Origin of the sequence: Chelatococcus sp. CO-6 (assembly GCF_001271345.1) — a bacterium.
Classification (GTDB): domain Bacteria; phylum Pseudomonadota; class Alphaproteobacteria; order Rhizobiales; family Beijerinckiaceae; genus Chelatococcus_A; species Chelatococcus_A caeni.
Genome location: NZ_CP012398.1, coordinates 2,247,074 through 2,262,998, shown reverse-complemented (window position 1 = coordinate 2,262,998; position 15,925 = coordinate 2,247,074). Strand labels below are relative to the sequence as shown.

The window sequence follows — 15,925 nt, the reverse complement described above, 5'->3', positions numbered from 1 at the left end:
CCGCTCAGTCGACGCCACCTGTCCAAGGCGGAGCATCGCTGGCGGGAAACGAATCCAGGCCCGCCTGTTCAACTTCGTCATAAGGTTCGGGCGGACGGCGGTGCCGCTTTATGTCGACCGGAGTCTTGTTGGCGGACGCGATCATGGCTGCGATCAGCGGCGCAAGCCCGATGGCGTTGCTCTCATGTGGAATGGAGTCGCTGGAAACTATTCTGTCGGTGAGGAGCCTCAGGCGCTCATAGGATCCTTCGGCGAATACGCCATGGACAACTGCGCAGACAGGTCGCCGGAAGCCCTGGAGCGGCAGCTTCTTTGCCGCATCGATGAGCGTTTGCCCGGACGAGGCTATGTCATCGACGATGACCGGACAGTGGGCCTTCCATTCCGAAAGGTCGGGCAATTCGACATCGACGTTGCGGTCGCCGTGCCGGATCTTGCGCAGGACGGTATACGGAGCGCCGATGCGCTCGGCGATTGCCGACACCCACTGTTCGCTCTCCTCATCCGGGCCGACGATCAGCGGTTTGTCGACCTCTGCGGCGATCCAATCTGCCAGCAGAGGTGCCGCGTGCAGCGTATCGGTCGGGATCGTGTAGAGCGCGGAAAGCGCAGGATATCGGTGTAGGTGGGGGTCGACTGTCACCAGGCGGTCGAAGGTCGAAGATAGGAGCCGCGCGAATGTCTTCGAAGTTATGGCCTCGCCCGGTTGGAAGCGTCGGTCTTGTCGCATGTAGGAAAGGTAGGGCGCGATCAGCGTCACCTCGCTCGCGCCAAGCGAGCGGGCGGCGTCCGCGGCGAATGCGAGGCTGAGGAAGCCATCGGCCGGCCGTGCAAGCGTGCAGACCAAATCCACCGGCCGATCGGCGACATCCGAAAGAATGCGGACATAGCTCTCGCCATCGGGGAAACGCCGGGTTTCGATGTGCCCAAGCTCCCATCCTCCGGCTTCAGCAAGATGACGGGCGAAAGTTTCGTTGCCGGGCAAAGGCAGGATCAGCCGCATGTCAATGCACTCTTTCAGTTTCTACCGGTGGCCTCAGTGCCGCCCGTAGAAGCGCAGCTCACCCATTCCCACGCTCCACCGGCGGTCTATCTCGTCTTCGACAATCGCAATCCTCCACCGCCGTCACAGCCAACCGCCGATGAATCCCGCGCGACGGAAACCTGTAACTATGTAAGGGCTGGCTCGCATCAGCCGCCACAGTAATTCCGATCGGTAATTCTCACACATCAGCACCACAGGACCAAGGTTGATCCCGAAGTGATAGGGCGACGTCCAGCCACCGTGGACATCTTCTTCGTTCTGAAAGCTCAGGTTGAAGCTACACCGAAAGCAGTACTTTCCGGTCACCTGCGGATACACATCCTGAAAATGCGCAATCGTCGGCAACACGATCTCCGGGGCGAAGGGCAGCGACGCCACGACGGCCCATGGCGCGACCGTCCCATCGTCTGGGCCGTATGGCGCGCCGCGGGCGACATAGTCGAAGAAGGCGCGCTCAATGCCGTTGACACGGCGCGTCGCCCAGCCGGGCCCGTCGCTCGCGGTCAAGCCCCAGAAGTACTCTCCGTATCCCACAAATTCGAGTGGATTGCGGATCGCGTACTCCCGTTGAACATGGGTCGCGCGGCGGCTGTTCTCGAAATAGTCGATGCCCTTGTCCCGCGCAAATGCGTCCTGAATTCCGCGGAAGTCGATCCAGATGTGTGAGTACTGGTGGACGAAGAGCGGACCGCCATAGATGAATTCGTAGCCGTAGATCTCCTTCCATTCATAGGTCGATGCCCACGCCGCGTAACTCTCCGTTGGCAAGGAACGAGTAGGCGAGCCCAACCCGAGCACGTACAGCAGAACAGCCTCGTCATAGCCTTCCCAGCGGTAGGGCAGAAATCCGGCCTCGGGAGTCCACCCATGACTAATCGTCGCCCCGCCGTCGCACGCCCATGGCCAGTCCACGCGCCGGTAGAGCGCGTCGGCCAGCGTCCGTATCTCCCGCTCCTCTTCACTGTCCCGATCGAAATACGCCGCAGCGGCGAGCATGCCGGCCAGCAGGAAGCCGGAATCGACGGTTGACAGCTCGCAGAGGCCTGCGCGCCGTCCGGTGGTCATGTCGAGAAAGTGATAGTAGAAGCCTCTGTACCCAGTCGTGTCAGAGCCTGCCCCCTGCGCACTGGCCCAAAAGAACCGCAATACCGCCAGGGTCCGTTCGATTGCACTGTCGCGTGAGATCCATGCGCGTTCGACGCCGACTGGATAGGCAGCGAGCGCGAAACCCACGGCCGCGATGCTCGCGGGGGCGTCCGGCTGCGATTTGTCAGCCACGAGTCCATTCGCGGGATTGGTTTCGTTCAGGAAGTAATTGAAGGCATGACGCTGCAACGCATCCAGCCTCGTCTCTGGGAAGTGGGGCGATTTCTCGTTCGGTTGGCGCTGCATCACAAGGCCCGCCGTTTCACAGCGTGCGCACAACGCTTGTTCTTCGTAGAATCGCCAATGGATGTGCCAATCGATGAGTGTCCCATGCATTTGTTTCCGCAGAACGCTTCTATTTTGCTGACAAGTCGGGCCTCACTAACCGTCTTCTTTTTTGCTTTCTCTGGTCTCACGGCGCGGGCGCGCGGCCCAGCACATGTCGCAGACCGGATCCCCGGCCGAAAGTGTTCGGCGCCGGATATAGTGCCCCCGATGTCCGTCGGCGGCTATCAGATCAGCGCCTGGCCAGTCATACTTGCACCAGCTGTTTGCGAAGCCGGTTAGCACTTCAGGATCGCTCGTCTCGTCGGCAATGCGCCGGGCAAAGCTTTGCGGAGGACAATGCGTGAAATGCGTATGTATGTCCTCCCCTTCGCGAAAGACCTCGGCGGCGTAGCCAGGCGCACCGATCGGCCGGAAGGGGAATATCAGCAGCCCCCGGATGCTCCACCGCAGCCGCTTTCCGGCATCGCGCGTGACGAGCCGCGCCGGCAGGGACGAGAGTGAGAGCAGTCGGCGATAGACAGACCACCCGATGTCGGCCAAGGCGTCCCGCGCGCTCTGGTGATCGAGGTCGCTGCCACGCAGCGTCCTGTCTGCCGCCACGGTATAGATCGCAAGCTCGACCATGAGCTGACTGCCGAAATCCGGCAATGCGCCAAGTCGCGCCAGGGGGCGAAGGCGTGCCACTTCAGATGCAACTCCGCTCAGAAAGGAATTGATCTCGCTCCGCAGCCACCGGATTTCGCGGCCTGTCTTGTCCCGCAGTCTTCTGTCCATCAGAACACGCTGAGCGGCACTCTGAATGCAACGCCATAAAGCCCAGCGTGCGATGCGCCACTGAATCTGGTCTTTGCCGCTTGTCCCGCCGAACATCCTCATTGAGTGATCCTAAGTGGCACTAGTCTATATCCTAGCCCGTATCTCTCAAATTCCTTGCGTCGTTGGCGGGCCGCGCCGGTTGACGCGCTGTTCGAGCCATCCCGGGACGTGACCCGCATCTGTGCGGCTGACGAACCGGTCTGAGAGCTTCTCGGAAGTGGCGATGTCATGTGTTGTCATAACGGTGGCCATTTCCAGTTGCCGCCAACTGGACGCCGGCACGGACGCTCCGGCGCCACATCGGTTTTAGCACCTCGAGCACCAGCAGCACGGCCAGCCCTGCAAGCGGCGGGACGGCCAGGAATATCGGGTCAAGTGCCGCGAAGCCGAACAGATCGCGGGCGGGTTGCCAGAACAGGGTGACAGCCAGCAGGACGGCGACGATCGGCAGCACCACCGCCAGTGCCCGGTTGGGCCGCCGGATGGCCGTGATGAGAGACGATGACACCGAGCGGTCCACGAAGATCAGCGCCACGATGCCAAGGACCAGCGACGCAAAGGTCAGCCCGCGCACCTGATCGGCCTGAAGCCCGTAACCGGGGGCAAGCGCGAAGATCGTGGCGGTGACACCCAGCACCATCGCGCCCTGGACCACGCTCCAGAGGATGGTCGGGACGGAGAACAGGGGCTCGGCGGGCGGGCGCGGCGGGCGGTCCATCACGCCCTCTTCCTCGGTCTCGGCCTCGAAGACCAGCGAACAGACCGGGTCGATCACCATTTCCAGAAAGGCGATGTGCATGGGACCGAACAGGATCGGCATGCCGAACAGAAGCGGCATCAAGGCGAGCCCGGCGATCGGCACATGCACCGCCAGAATGAAGCTCATTGCCTTGCGCAGGTTATCATAGATCCGCCGCCCAAGTCGCACGGTGGTGACGATGGAGCCGAAATCGTCATCCAGCAGCACGATGCTGGCCGCCTCGCGCGCGACGTCCGTGCCGCGCCCGCCCATGGCCACGCCGATATCGGCCGCCTTCAGCGACGGCGCGTCGTTCACGCCGTCGCCTGTCATGGCCACGACGGCCCCGGCGGATTTCAGTGCGGTGACGATGCGCAGTTTCTGTTCCGGCATGATGCGGGCGAAGATGGTGACGTCCTGCACGGCGGTTGCCAGATCGGCGTCCGACATCGCCTGAAGTGCGGTCCCGTCGATCACCCGCCCACCCTGCAATCCGGCCTGCGCCGCAATCGCCTGCGCCGTGGCGGGATAGTCCCCGGTGATCATGATGACGCGGATGCCCGCGCTGCGGCACAGGGCCACTGCCTCCGGTACCGAGGCACGCAAGGGGTCCGCCAGGCCCACAAGGCCCAGAAAGCGAAAGGCGAAGGCGCGATGGCTGTCGGGCAGATCGGCGCCGGCAAACGTGGCCTCGGCCACCCCCAGGACCCGCAGGCCGGCTTCGGCCATCTCGTTCACCTGCGTCGTGACCCCGGCGCGGGCGGCCGCATCGAGCCCGCACAGGTCGGCCATCGCCTCGGGCGCGCCCTTGGCGGCGATCTGCCAACCCGCGCCGTCGCTTGCCCAGACCTGCGACATGGCGAGGAGGTCGGGCGCAAGCGGATAGCTGCGCACCAGGGTCCGGCCCGCACCGGGCAGGGTCTCGTCCAGGCGCAGGTCCGCGGCGGCCAGCGCATGAAACGCCTTTTCCATCGGATCGAACGGTTCGGGGGCCGAGGCCATGACCCCCGCCGCCGCCAGTTCGCGAAACGCCTCGGGCAAGGCCGTGTCGTCGATCCTCGCCGCCGTTCCGTCGGGCAGGCGGAGTTCGGCGATCGTCATGCGGTTCTCGGTCAGCGTGCCGGTCTTGTCGGTGCACAGCACCGAGGCCGCGCCCAGCGTCTCGATGGCGGACGCGCGTCGCGTCAGCACCCTGACCTTCGAGATCCGCCACGCCCCCATCGCCATGAAGACGGCGAGCACCATCGGGAACTCTTCAGGCAGCATGGACATGCCCACGGCGATACCCGCGAGCACGCCCTCCAGCCAGCCGCCGCGCAAAAGCCCATAGAGGACCACGACGGCCACGCTGACCGCGCCCCCCAGCGCCGCGAAACCGATGACCAGGCGGCGCATCTGGCGCTGCAGATGCGGTGTCTCGGTCTCCAGCGAGGCGAGCGAAGCGCCGATCTTGCCGATCTCACTGGCGGTCCCGGTCGCCGTGACCTCGGCGACGGCAGATCCGCCAACGATCAGGCTGCCCGAGAAGACCACGGGCAGGTCCTCGCCGCCCGGACGGGTGTCTGGATCGGGCGTTCCCACCCGTTTGCGGACCGGAACGGCCTCGCCGGTCAGCAGGGATTCGTCCGCGGACAGCCCCGTGGCCTCGATCAGCACCGCGTCAGCCGGCACCCTGTCGCCCTCGGCCAGCACGATCAGGTCGCCGCGCGCCACCTCGCGCCCGGCGATCCGCAGGCGCTCGCAGTCCCGGATCACGAGGGCGCGCGGACTCGTCAGATCGCGCAGCGCCTCCAGCACACGTTCGGTCCGCGCCTCCTGCACCACGGTGATGCCCACCGACAGGCAGGCGAACGCCAGCAGAACCAGCGCCTCTTCGAGGCTGCCGAGCAGCATATAGACCACACCCCCCGCGACCAGCAGCGCCAGCATCGGTTCGCGCAAGACCTCGAACACGATCCGCAAGGGCGTGCGGCGGCGGGCCCGAGGCAGTTCGTTGTAGCCCTCGGCGGCAACCCGGGCCTCGGCCTCGGCCTGGGTGAGGCCCTGATGTGACGGTGCTGACTCCTGCGGCTTCGTAACGGACAACTTCAAATTGCAGACCTCTCGTGGCGAGAAACAGACCCGGAAACACAAGTCGACTGATCTGCCCTTACCTTACATTACCTGTTCTTGCGCTTGGGCGCTGACCTCACCGGTCGGTCCGTGCCGGAGCCTGCAGAAAATCGACTGCCAGACTTTGGCCGGACCAAATTGCACTCGCTGGTGTGCAACGGGGCTCAGGGCCGCAGACGTGCCGTGACGCGCCGTTCGATCCCGCCTGTCGGGAGGGCAATGCAATCGCCGTCCAGCGGTCGACCTTCCACCGCTAGCTCGACGCGGCCACCGCCGATCCGGTCGGGGTCTTCGATGGTAACGACCAGTGTCCCGTCGGGGCCCTTGACCCTGACCTCTGCACCGCCCCAGCTCCTGGGGAGCCGCGGGGCGATCCTGACCGCACCGCGCTGGAGGCTCAGGCCAAGAATGCCCTCGACGGCGAGTTGCCATGTCCACCCGGCGGCTCCCGTGTACCACGTCCAGCCGGCCTGACCGATGCCGGGCCCGGCGCCGCGGACGTCGGCCGGCACCACATAGGGTTCCGCGCGGTAGAGTTCCGCTTCGGAGCGGTCGCCCGCGCGGCGTATGGGGTTGATCAGATCGAAAATGCGATAGGATTCGTCTCCATCGCCCAGCCGCGCATGGGCCAGACCCAGCCAGGCCGCCGCATGCGTGTATTGACCGCCATTTTCCCGCACACCGGGCGGATAGGCGCGAATATAGCCCGGATCGCGCGGTGTCCGGTCGAACGGCGGCGTCAACAGACGCACCAGCCGCGCATCATGATCGACGAGACGCTCGGTCGCGGCGGCGACAGCCATGGCGGATCGATCAGGTGAGGGGCCGCCGGCGAGTGCTGCCCAGGACTGGGATATGCTGTCGATCTGGCACTCGTCGGACTCCTTCGAACCCCATGGCAGACCGTCATCCGCGAAGGCGCGCGCGTACCATGCGCCATCCCAGCCGGCTGCGTCGGCAGTCCGACGCAGATCATCGGCGCGTGCCTTCCAGATGTCATGGAGGTCGTTGCGTCCGGTTTCCGAGGCAAGGCCAGCGAAGGTGTCGGCGCAGACCGCTGCGAACCAGGCGAGCCACACGCTTTCGCCACGCCCTTCGCTGCCGACCCTGTCCATGCCGTCGTTCCAGTCCCCGGTGCCGATCAGTGGCAGCCCATGAGCGCCCATTGTGACGCCACGATCCATTGCCCGCCGGCAATGCTCGAATAGCGACTCGCGCTCCGCGCCCGACACGAACAGAGCGTAGCGGTCTTCCTCGTCGATCCCCAGCGGCGGGGCGGACAGAAACGGAACTTCCACGGCGAGGATGGAGGTGTCGCCGGTGGCACCCACATAGCGACCGGTTGCATAGACGAGCCACAGCAAATCGTCCGAGCAGCGCGTTCGCACACCTCGCCCCAGAGGGGGATGCCACCAATGCAGCACATCGCCCTCTTCGAACTGGCGCGACGCACAGTCCAGGATATGCGCACGCACGCGCTCAGGCTCGGAAAACAGAAGCGCCATCATGTCCTGCAACTGGTCACGGAAGCCGAAGGCGCCCCCGGCCTGCTGGAATCCGGCGCGCGCGAAGATGCGCGACGCATAGGTCTGGTTGAGGAGCCAGCGATTGACCATGAGGTCGAACGCCGGGTCCGGCGTAGTGACCCTGACGGCTCCGAGCCGCCGCTTCCATACGGCGTCGTTTTCGGCGAGCGCCTGTTTGACCCGCTCGACGTCGGCCCAATGCACCGCCAGACGCGCAGCATCGGTGGGATCGCTTCCTTCGCCAAGCACGAATACGACCTCCTCCGTTGCGCCTGCAGCCAGATCGACGTGGACCTGGAACGCCGCGCAGGGGTCGGCGATGTCGCTGGTCGCACCGTCTAGGCCCCAGGCCGTTAGGCCGGCCGGGCGGGCCGCATCGCCCTGCCTTCCAAGAAATGCCGCGCGGTCGCAGGTCAGGCTGTGCGGGGGTCGGCTTGCGGCAAGAAACGCAGTGCGGTCCCCGAATTCCGGGTTCCAGCCATTGCGAGCGATCAGAGCTCGGCTTTCGAAGTCGAAACCGGTGACCAGATGCGGCCGCGCGGTGCTGGACATCGCACCAAGCAGCCACTCGGCATAGTAAGTGACCGTGAACCGGCGGCCGCGGTTGCCAGGATTGGACAGGGTCAGCAGCGCCAGCTTCACTGGATCATCGGGCGGGACGAAGACGGTGAGACGCTGTTCGAGGCCTTCTTCGTTGCGCTGCCAGGTCGTGGCGCCTGCACGGTGATGGATCTGGCAGGACGCAGCGCCGCCGGCAGGCAGCGGGGTCGGTGTCCATATTCGGGCTGTTTCCTCGTCGCGCAGATAGAGCGCCTCGGACTGCGGATCGCCCACCGGGTCGTTCGACCAGGGCGTGAGGCGATGCTCACCGCTGTTGATGGACCAGCTAAAGCCCAGTCCCGCTTCCGAGACGATGGTGCCGAAGTTCTCATTGGCCAGCACGTTGCACCACGGCGCCGGTGTCACCTGCCCACCCTCCAGATGGATCGCATAGTCGCCATCTCCCGGGGTGAACCCACCAAGGGCATTGTCGAAGGCGAGATTTTCGGGGCGCACGAGTGGCGGTGCGGGGACAGGATCAGGCGGTGGCGGGCCGACCGCCTGGAAACTCGGCGGCGCGGTGCGTCCCGATTGCGGCGGTGTTACCGCCTCGGCCAGCGACTCGGCCGCTCCATCGAGGACCACCCGGGCCGTCGCCTCGAGGGTCCGACGCTCGGCTGCACCGAACCGGTCTGCGGCCAGAAGATGAATGCCACCCGGTCCGCCCAGACCCTCGGGCACGTTCGCGTCGCGAAGAGCGGTGAACAGCAGATCACGGATCGGCTCCTGATAACCCGATGCGCCCTCACGCAGGATCACCAGATCGGCGCGAAGCCCCCGCCTCAGCCACCACTGATGCGCCCGGATCATGATGGGCAGAAGCTGCGCATGCGCATCGTCGACGACCCGCACCAGGACGATCGGAAGATCGCCAGACAGCCCCATGCTCCAGAGCTGCGGCTGGGCGGGCAGTGCCGACTGCGACGCTGCCGCCATCGCGAGCGGCGGCCGTCGCGGGAAGACGAGGTCGCGGCAAAGGGCTTGCGCCTCGGCCAGGGTTCGGGAATCGAGCCCGAGGCGCCGCGCTTCGAGCGCGGCAGATCGCAGCGCATCTTCCATCGCCCAGTCGAGCGCCGCCGGGGATGCGTAGCGCTCGACGATCTCGAGCGCCGTCCCAAGTGACCCTGCCGCAACCGTCACGAAATCGACCTGTGCACGCGCTCCGGGCGCCAGGACAACGCGCGCGCGCAACGCCATGACCGGATCGAGTGTCCATCCGGCGGTGCCATCCAGCAGGTCGATCGCGCCCGGCGGTCGTTCGGGGTCGCCGTGCCGGCCGAGAAACCTTCTGCGGTCTGTCTCGAAACCTGCCGGCGTCACCGCGGCATCGCCCGGCAACAGGCTGTGAATGAGGACCGGCGGCCGATCGGCGGGTCGTCTCGGGCGGCGCTTGAAGACAAGCGCATTCTGGCCATCCAGCCGCTCGCTGTGGACGAAGAGCTTGTTGAAGGCGGGGTGCCGCTCATGGGCCGCCGCAGGCGCAAGGACGACCTCCGCATAGCTTGTCACATCGATCTCGCGCGTCCGGTCGCCGTCGTTGGAGAGCGTGACGCGGCGGATCTCGACGTCGTCGCCCGCCGCAATCGCGATCTCGAGGCTCGTCGACAATCCCCCCACGCGCTCGTGAAAGTCGATCTTGTGGGCATGGTACGTTGTCTCCGACGTGCCAGCCGCGTCGCGTCCGCCCAGCGAGCGGACCGTTCCGCTGTCGTGCTCGCTTAGATAGATGCGCGCGTCGCCGCTTCGGCGGATTTCATCGCCGGTCCAGCGCGTGAGCGACTGGCCGTGCCACCAGAGCGCTCCGCCTCCGGCGTCGGTCAGCCAGGATGCGAGACTTCCGTTGCCGATGACGTGGAACTGGGGGCTTTGCCGGTTTTGTGCAGTCCAGCCATGCAGCGCCGGTGTCGGCGTGCGTGCGAGATCGGGCGCGCTCGTTTCGGTCTCGGTGGCTTGCTCGGGCGGAAACTCCCACGGAACACGCTCTTGCAGCAGCAGCTCGGTTGCGCGCATGCGCGGCTCGCGGCCGAAACGCCTCACAAGGATGTTGTCGTCGAGCGCGTTTCCGATGGCGGCGGAAATCATGCCCTGGTGGTGGGCCATGTAGGCCCGGACGGGCGTGAAGCCGCCTCGTGCCGGTCGCCGGTCCGGCGTGAAATCGGCAGCCTCGAAGAATCCGTACCGGTCGCGCAGGCCGAGCTTGTCCAGGCGACGCAGGTTGGAGGTGGCAAGCCGCGGCGCAACGGCCAGCGCCAATGCGCTCGCATAGGGCGCGACCACATAATCCTCAGAGAGCCCGCGCTTCAGTCCGAGTCCGGGAACTCCGAATGCCTGGTACTGGTAGCGATGCGAGGAATCACGGACAGCATAGCCGGATTCTGAGACGCCCCAGGGCAGGCCGAGCTTGTCACCATAACGCTGTTGCACGGCGACAGCGGCGCGTTCGCTTTGACCCAGAAGCCGCCCCGCATCGCTCGGCAACAGCAGAGCCGGCATGAGATACTCGAACATTGACCCATTCCACGACAACGTCGTCAGCGCGCCGGACGTCTTCGTGATTGGGCGTCCCAGATGAAACCAGTGTTCGACGGGCACGTCGCGCTTGGCGATCGCGAAGTAGCTTGCCAATCGGGCTTCGCTTGCCAGCAGGTCGTAGTGGTGCTGGTCCAATCGGCTGGAGTCGAGATTGTAACCGATGTAGAAGGTCTTGGTTTCCGCGTCATAGAGCGGCCGGAAATCCATGCCGAAGGCGCGAGCCTCGGCGCGAGCCGCGCATTGCTCAAGGCCGTCGAAAAGGTCGCGGGACGCGGCATCCCCCCGGTCGAGTGCCGCAATCACCTCTGCAACCCAGCGTCGGCTCTCTGAATCGGCGGGTGTAAGCTCGGATAGCGCGTTGCGGGCCCGGCCGATCCTGTCGGCCATCTGGTCAATCCGAGTATCTGGTTGTGGCAGCGCCTTCAGCAGCTCCGCCAGCCCTTCAAGCCCGGCCGGCGGCGTATCGATCAGTGCTCTCCATGGTTCCAGCTGTTCGAGGTCCCGCCGCATGCTCAGCAGGTGGTGATCGGCGCGATCCAGCCAGAGATAGATCTCGTGTGAAGTGGCATTGACGTCCGCTTCCAGCGCCTTGGCGGCAAGCCCCTGAACCTGTCGCCATTCTTTCGAGCCGATTTCATCCAGTGCTGATCGCCAGTTCCCCGGCGTGCTTCGGATCGCCGGAAGCCTGCTGGCAATGACGTCGAGCAAATCGCAGATCGCCCGTCGATCGGCCTCGGGCAAAGTGGACAGAGCCTCGCGCAGCAGATGAAGCGCATCGTCAAATCCGTCCCAAAGCGTTGGCGACAGCAGCGGACCCCTCGCGGCCTCCCTGCAGCCTTCGCGCAGCGTGAGCAGGCTGACCGCAAGATTGCCACTGTCGACCGTCGAGACATAACGTGGCGCGAGCGACTTGAGGGTTTTTGTGTCGAACCAGTTGAGCGAGTGGCCGGCATAGCTTTCCAGCCGATCGAGTGAGTCCAAGGCGGCAGTTGCTCGCGCCGCCAGATCACGAAGGCCAATGTGCCCCAAATCCCACGCCGTCAGCGCCGAGAGGAACATCATTCCGACATTGGTCGGGGAGGAGCGATGTGCGATCTCTTCGTGCGGGCTTGCCTGATAGTTGTCGGGCGGTAGCCAGTTATCGTCGGGGCCGGCGAACGTCTCGAAGTAGAGCCAGGTTCGCCGCGCGATCCGGCGAAGATAGAGCCGGTCTTCGGACCGCAGGGTCTCGGGTACAGCCTGTCGCTTCCTGCTGATAAGCAGGGCGATCTCGGGCGAGGCGAACCATAGGAACAGCAGCGGCGCTGCACCAGGCAGGGCGGCGGGATCAAGCACGGCAAGCAGGAGGGCGATGGCGGTCGCGATCAGAGGGGCTGCAGCCATCTCCCACCAGATGCCGATCCGGGTTCGCGAAACCTCCGCTGCGGAATGCGCGGCCGAAGTCCACTCCAGCAGCCGGCGCCGCGAGACGTAGACGCGCCAAAGCGTGCGCCCGATCGCATCAATCGCGGTCGCAGCCTCGTAGGCAAGGAAGATGATCGCCAGCAGCCAGCGCCCGGCGTGATCGGCCAGCTGGCGCAGGCTGCTCTGCGTTGCACCCCGCCTGCGCCCGCGTGCCAGACTGGTAACGAGGTCGGTGAAGAGGTACGCACCCGGCGCGGCGACCGTCAGCATCGTCCAGATCAGGGCGTGTCCTGGTAGAGCCAGCCATCCCGCCGCCGCGAATGCGACAAGCGCCGCGGGGATGAGGCTGCGGCGCAGATTGTCGAATATTTTCCAGCGGTCGAGCGCGGAAAGCCGGTTGGGAAGGCGGGCGTCGCCACGGCCTGATACGATTCTGCCCAGCCAGGGCGTAAGCTGCCAGTCTCCCCGGATCCATCGAAAGGCGCGACGCGCATAGGCAAGATAGTTTGCGGGGAAGTCCTCGTAAAAGACGATGTCGCTGGCGAGTGCGGCACGGCCGTGAAGACCCTCGAACAGATCGTGGCTGACGATCGCATTCTCCGGTACGCAGCCATGCAGGCATCTGTGGAACGCGGCGACGTCGAAGGCGCCCTTGCCGGTGAAAATCCCCTCCCCGAACAGGTCCTGATAGACATCCGAGACAGCCCGGCTGTAGATGTCGATGGCGGTGTCGCCGGTATAGAGGCGGGTGAACAGCGAGCGGTCGCCGGCATCGGGTGAAATCTCAACTCTGGGCTGGATGAAGGTGTAGCCGCGGCGCGGTCTTCCGTTCGTCGGATCGAATTCGACGCGGTTGAGCGGGTGGGCCAGCGCACCCAGGAGTCGGTTGATGCCGTTCGGCGGCGCCTTGGTGTCGGCGTCGAGAGTAACGACGAAGCGCGCCCGGCGCAGTGCGATGACATCACCTTCACGCAAGGCGTAGGCATCAGGCAGGTGACCCAGAATAAGACCGCTGAGTTCCTCGAGCTTGCCGCGCTTGCGCTCCCAGCCCATCCAGCAGCCTTCGGCGGCATTCCATCGGCGTCGGCGGTGGAGGAGCATGAACGGTGCATGGTCGGCGTAGCGCGCGTTGAGGCGGCGCACACCAGACACCAGAGCTGCCTCGATTTCCGTGTCCTCCGGCATGCGCTCAGCATCGGCGTCCGCGAGGTCGCTCAGTAGTGCCATGCGGATGAGTGGATCGGGATTCGACAGCCAATGCGTCTCCAGGCGCTCGATGAGCGGTGCCACTTCGGCCGCCTTGCGCACGATCACCGGCATCACCAGCGCCGCGTCGCAGCCGGCGCCCAGCCCCTGTTCAACGTCGAGCTTCGGCAGCACCCGAGGTGGGACGAGTCGAGTGACGATCCAGTGCGTGAAAGTGACACTGATGATCATTGCGGGCGTGAGCGCCAGCACGAGTCCGACCACCCACGCCGCCGCGCTGGCGTCGAGCATGAAGAGCAGCAAAGCAGGTAATATCATCGCTGCAATCGCAAAGCCTGCCAGTGCCCCAGCATAGCTTCTGCCGGGACGAGCGATGACCCAACGGCGCAGGATGGCATCCCGACTGGCGTGAAATCCGACCTTCTGTTCGAGTTCCGGTCGGCCCTCCGCGATCAGCCAGGATCCGACATGTCCAAGACGCCGCGCGCCGGAGTGGGCGCGCGTCAGTTTCAGCGCGACCTCTGCGACCTCCCACTCGGATGCAGGCGCGCCGTCTGCGATTTCCTCGACGGCTTTGCGGTATCGGTCGCGCGTATCGAAATCCATGGCCGAATAGACGCCGGCGGGATCGTCCCGCAGGATCGCTTCGACACGGCTCACCCGCTCGAAGAACGCCTTCCAGGACGTGTTCGACACCGCCATAAGCGCCGAAATCGCGCGCGAGACACCTTCGGTCGGGTCGAGCGTCTCGCGTCGCGTCAATCGGGGTGTCGGCTCGAACGGCGGGGCAAGGTCGGGCAGAAGCTCGGACAACGCGTGGACGAGCGCCTCCAGGCAGGCAAGGCGCAGCATCGCCGGAAACGCCCAGAGTTCGGCAATCGTCAGCGGCCCGTCCTGCTGATAGGCTCTGACGAACTCCACCGTGCCCGCGAGGCTGACCTGCATATGCGCAACATCGAGCATGGCTTGCGCCAGCGCCATGACTCGCGGGATTCCCCGATATTCGGGCGCAGCCAGCCGGGGCAATCGGCGGTAGAAGGCGTGTGGGAGATCCTCGCGAACCTGCCGAATGGCGCGCCGCACCTGAAACTCGTTGTCGAGCACCCACTCCGCGGCCTTGGCCGCATGCGGCGGCGGATCGACGCAACCGCGGCGCGCGCGATCCAACCATGCAGGGACGGCGGAGAGTTTCCGCCACACGGGAACCGGTTCGGGAACGCCCTTGCCGATGTCATGACGCAACCGGATCGCAACAGCCGCAAGCGCGTACGCGCGCTCTGGCGCGGTGTCCTCCAGTGCTTCGGCCAGTGTCACATCAGCGTCCGGCTCGGCAGCCGCAGGGGCATGGCCTCGCTTGATTTCCTGTCACTCATCGGCGGACTGCTTTCACGTCCCCGCACGAGCAGGCCAGGGATGTCCACATGGTTGATCAGGTAGTCGGCGACGCTGCCAACCGACATGTCAGGGTGTCCGCTCTGGCCGGTGCAGGAAAGGACCAAAAGGTCGGCGTGCTCTTCCACCGCCGCGCGAGCGAGCGCATGGCGGGGATCGCCGCTTGGCAAAACCCTCACTCTCGTCCCCGCGGTGAGGGGCAACCGAGACCGGACTCGTTGCAGATAGCGCTCGCCCGCACGCTCGTTTCGGCGGCGCAGCCGGTCGCGCAGAGTGATGGTCTCCGCTCCGGGAGGGCTCGCCTCGGTGAGGTCGACATTCGGGGCCGCATGAACAAGCATGATCTCGGCGTCGTGGGCGACCGCGATTCCAAGACCAAGCGGCAAGGCGGATTCTGATCGCGACGAACCATCGAGCGGTATCAGCACGCGGCGATACCGTATCGGCGCGTCACCGACTTGCGACGACGGCACGATCAACAGCGAGCCGTTGACGGCCTCGGCGACACGACGCGCTGTGGCACCCATCCCGCCGAAGGACCCGTTGCTTTCGCCCCACCGCCCCAGCACGGTCAGATCTATCGCATTGTCGCGCGCCCAGGCACAGATACGCTCCGCAGCCGGTCCGTCGGCGACCACCGTGTCCGTCTGAAGGTCGTCAAGGTGCGCCGCCCGCTCGCGCAAGGCAGCCTCCACATCGCGGTGGCGCAGTGTCCACTCCACCGGGTCCATCGGTGAGTGTCCCGACGACGGCTCGAGAATGCGCAGGACGGTCAGTCGCGCCCCCGCCGCCATGGCCACCGCGGCGGCGTGTGCCAACACGGCACCCGCAAAGGATGATCCATCGACACAGGCCAAGACATGGCGAAGGAATTGATGCCCGACGTCCTGGAGAGGTGGCAGAGCCTCCGTCTTGTCTTGCTTCAGGAGTTCGAGTTCCGGCATGGCACACTCCCTGCTGCTATGATGCTAAGGGGCACGTTCAAGCGAATGCTTCGGCCCCTCTTCCGATAGAACGGTCAAGAGGTCGCCTACGTTCCGCCGCCCGGCGAAAATGCGGCTCTCTCCAAGTGCCGTATCTTTTTAAACCGACCAACAGGATTTGGAGTTGATCCAAATC

The 15,925-nt window shown here is 65.3% G+C and carries 6 protein-coding genes; all 6 read right to left on the bottom strand.

Annotated features, from left to right (window positions below; all coding sequences use genetic code 11):
- Window positions 1-4 precede the first annotated feature (4 nt).
- The 6 genes from AL346_RS10585 to AL346_RS10560 all read right to left on the bottom strand — a co-directional run bounded on the left by AL346_RS10585 (window position 5) and on the right by AL346_RS10560 (window position 15,750).
- Window positions 5-1,003 carry a ribose-phosphate pyrophosphokinase gene (locus AL346_RS10585; protein WP_019400685.1) on the bottom strand — a complete coding sequence of 333 codons (999 nt, stop codon included), beginning with the start codon at window positions 1,001-1,003 and terminating at the stop codon, window positions 5-7.
- 123 nt (window positions 1,004-1,126) lie between these two features.
- Window positions 1,127-2,437, bottom strand: coding sequence for a glucoamylase family protein (locus AL346_RS10580; protein ID WP_156332730.1), 1,311 nt, complete (start codon window positions 2,435-2,437; stop codon window positions 1,127-1,129).
- A gap of 135 nt (window positions 2,438-2,572) precedes the next feature.
- The gene (locus AL346_RS10575; RefSeq protein ID WP_026014865.1) at window positions 2,573-3,355 is read right to left on the bottom strand and encodes a hypothetical protein; all 783 of its coding nucleotides are present in this window, start codon (window positions 3,353-3,355) and stop codon (window positions 2,573-2,575) included.
- A gap of 166 nt (window positions 3,356-3,521) precedes the next feature.
- A complete protein-coding gene (locus AL346_RS10570) occupies window positions 3,522-6,125 on the bottom strand; it encodes a cation-translocating P-type ATPase (RefSeq protein WP_245258839.1) in 2,604 nt (867 codons plus the stop codon).
- A gap of 185 nt (window positions 6,126-6,310) precedes the next feature.
- Window positions 6,311-14,728: a GH36-type glycosyl hydrolase domain-containing protein gene (locus AL346_RS10565; RefSeq protein WP_245303197.1), complete on the bottom strand. Its 8,418-nt coding sequence runs from the start codon at window positions 14,726-14,728 to the stop codon at window positions 6,311-6,313.
- Window positions 14,725-15,750: a universal stress protein gene (locus AL346_RS10560; protein WP_082312490.1), complete on the bottom strand. Its 1,026-nt coding sequence runs from the start codon at window positions 15,748-15,750 to the stop codon at window positions 14,725-14,727. Before AL346_RS10560 ends, AL346_RS10565 begins: the two co-directional genes overlap by 4 nt.
- Window positions 15,751-15,925 lie beyond the last annotated feature (175 nt).

Excerpts from the sequence above, each read along its gene's own strand:
- AL346_RS10585 (WP_019400685.1), bottom strand. The coding sequence starts at position 1,003 with ATGCGGCTGATCCTGCCTTTGCCCGGCAACGAAACTTTCGCCCGTCAT.
- AL346_RS10575 (WP_026014865.1), bottom strand. The coding sequence starts at position 3,355 with ATGAGGATGTTCGGCGGGACAAGCGGCAAAGACCAGATTCAGTGGCGC.
- AL346_RS10580 (WP_156332730.1), bottom strand. The coding sequence starts at position 2,437 with ATGCAGCGCCAACCGAACGAGAAATCGCCCCACTTCCCAGAGACGAGG.
- AL346_RS10560 (WP_082312490.1), bottom strand. The coding sequence starts at position 15,750 with ATGCCGGAACTCGAACTCCTGAAGCAAGACAAGACGGAGGCTCTGCCA.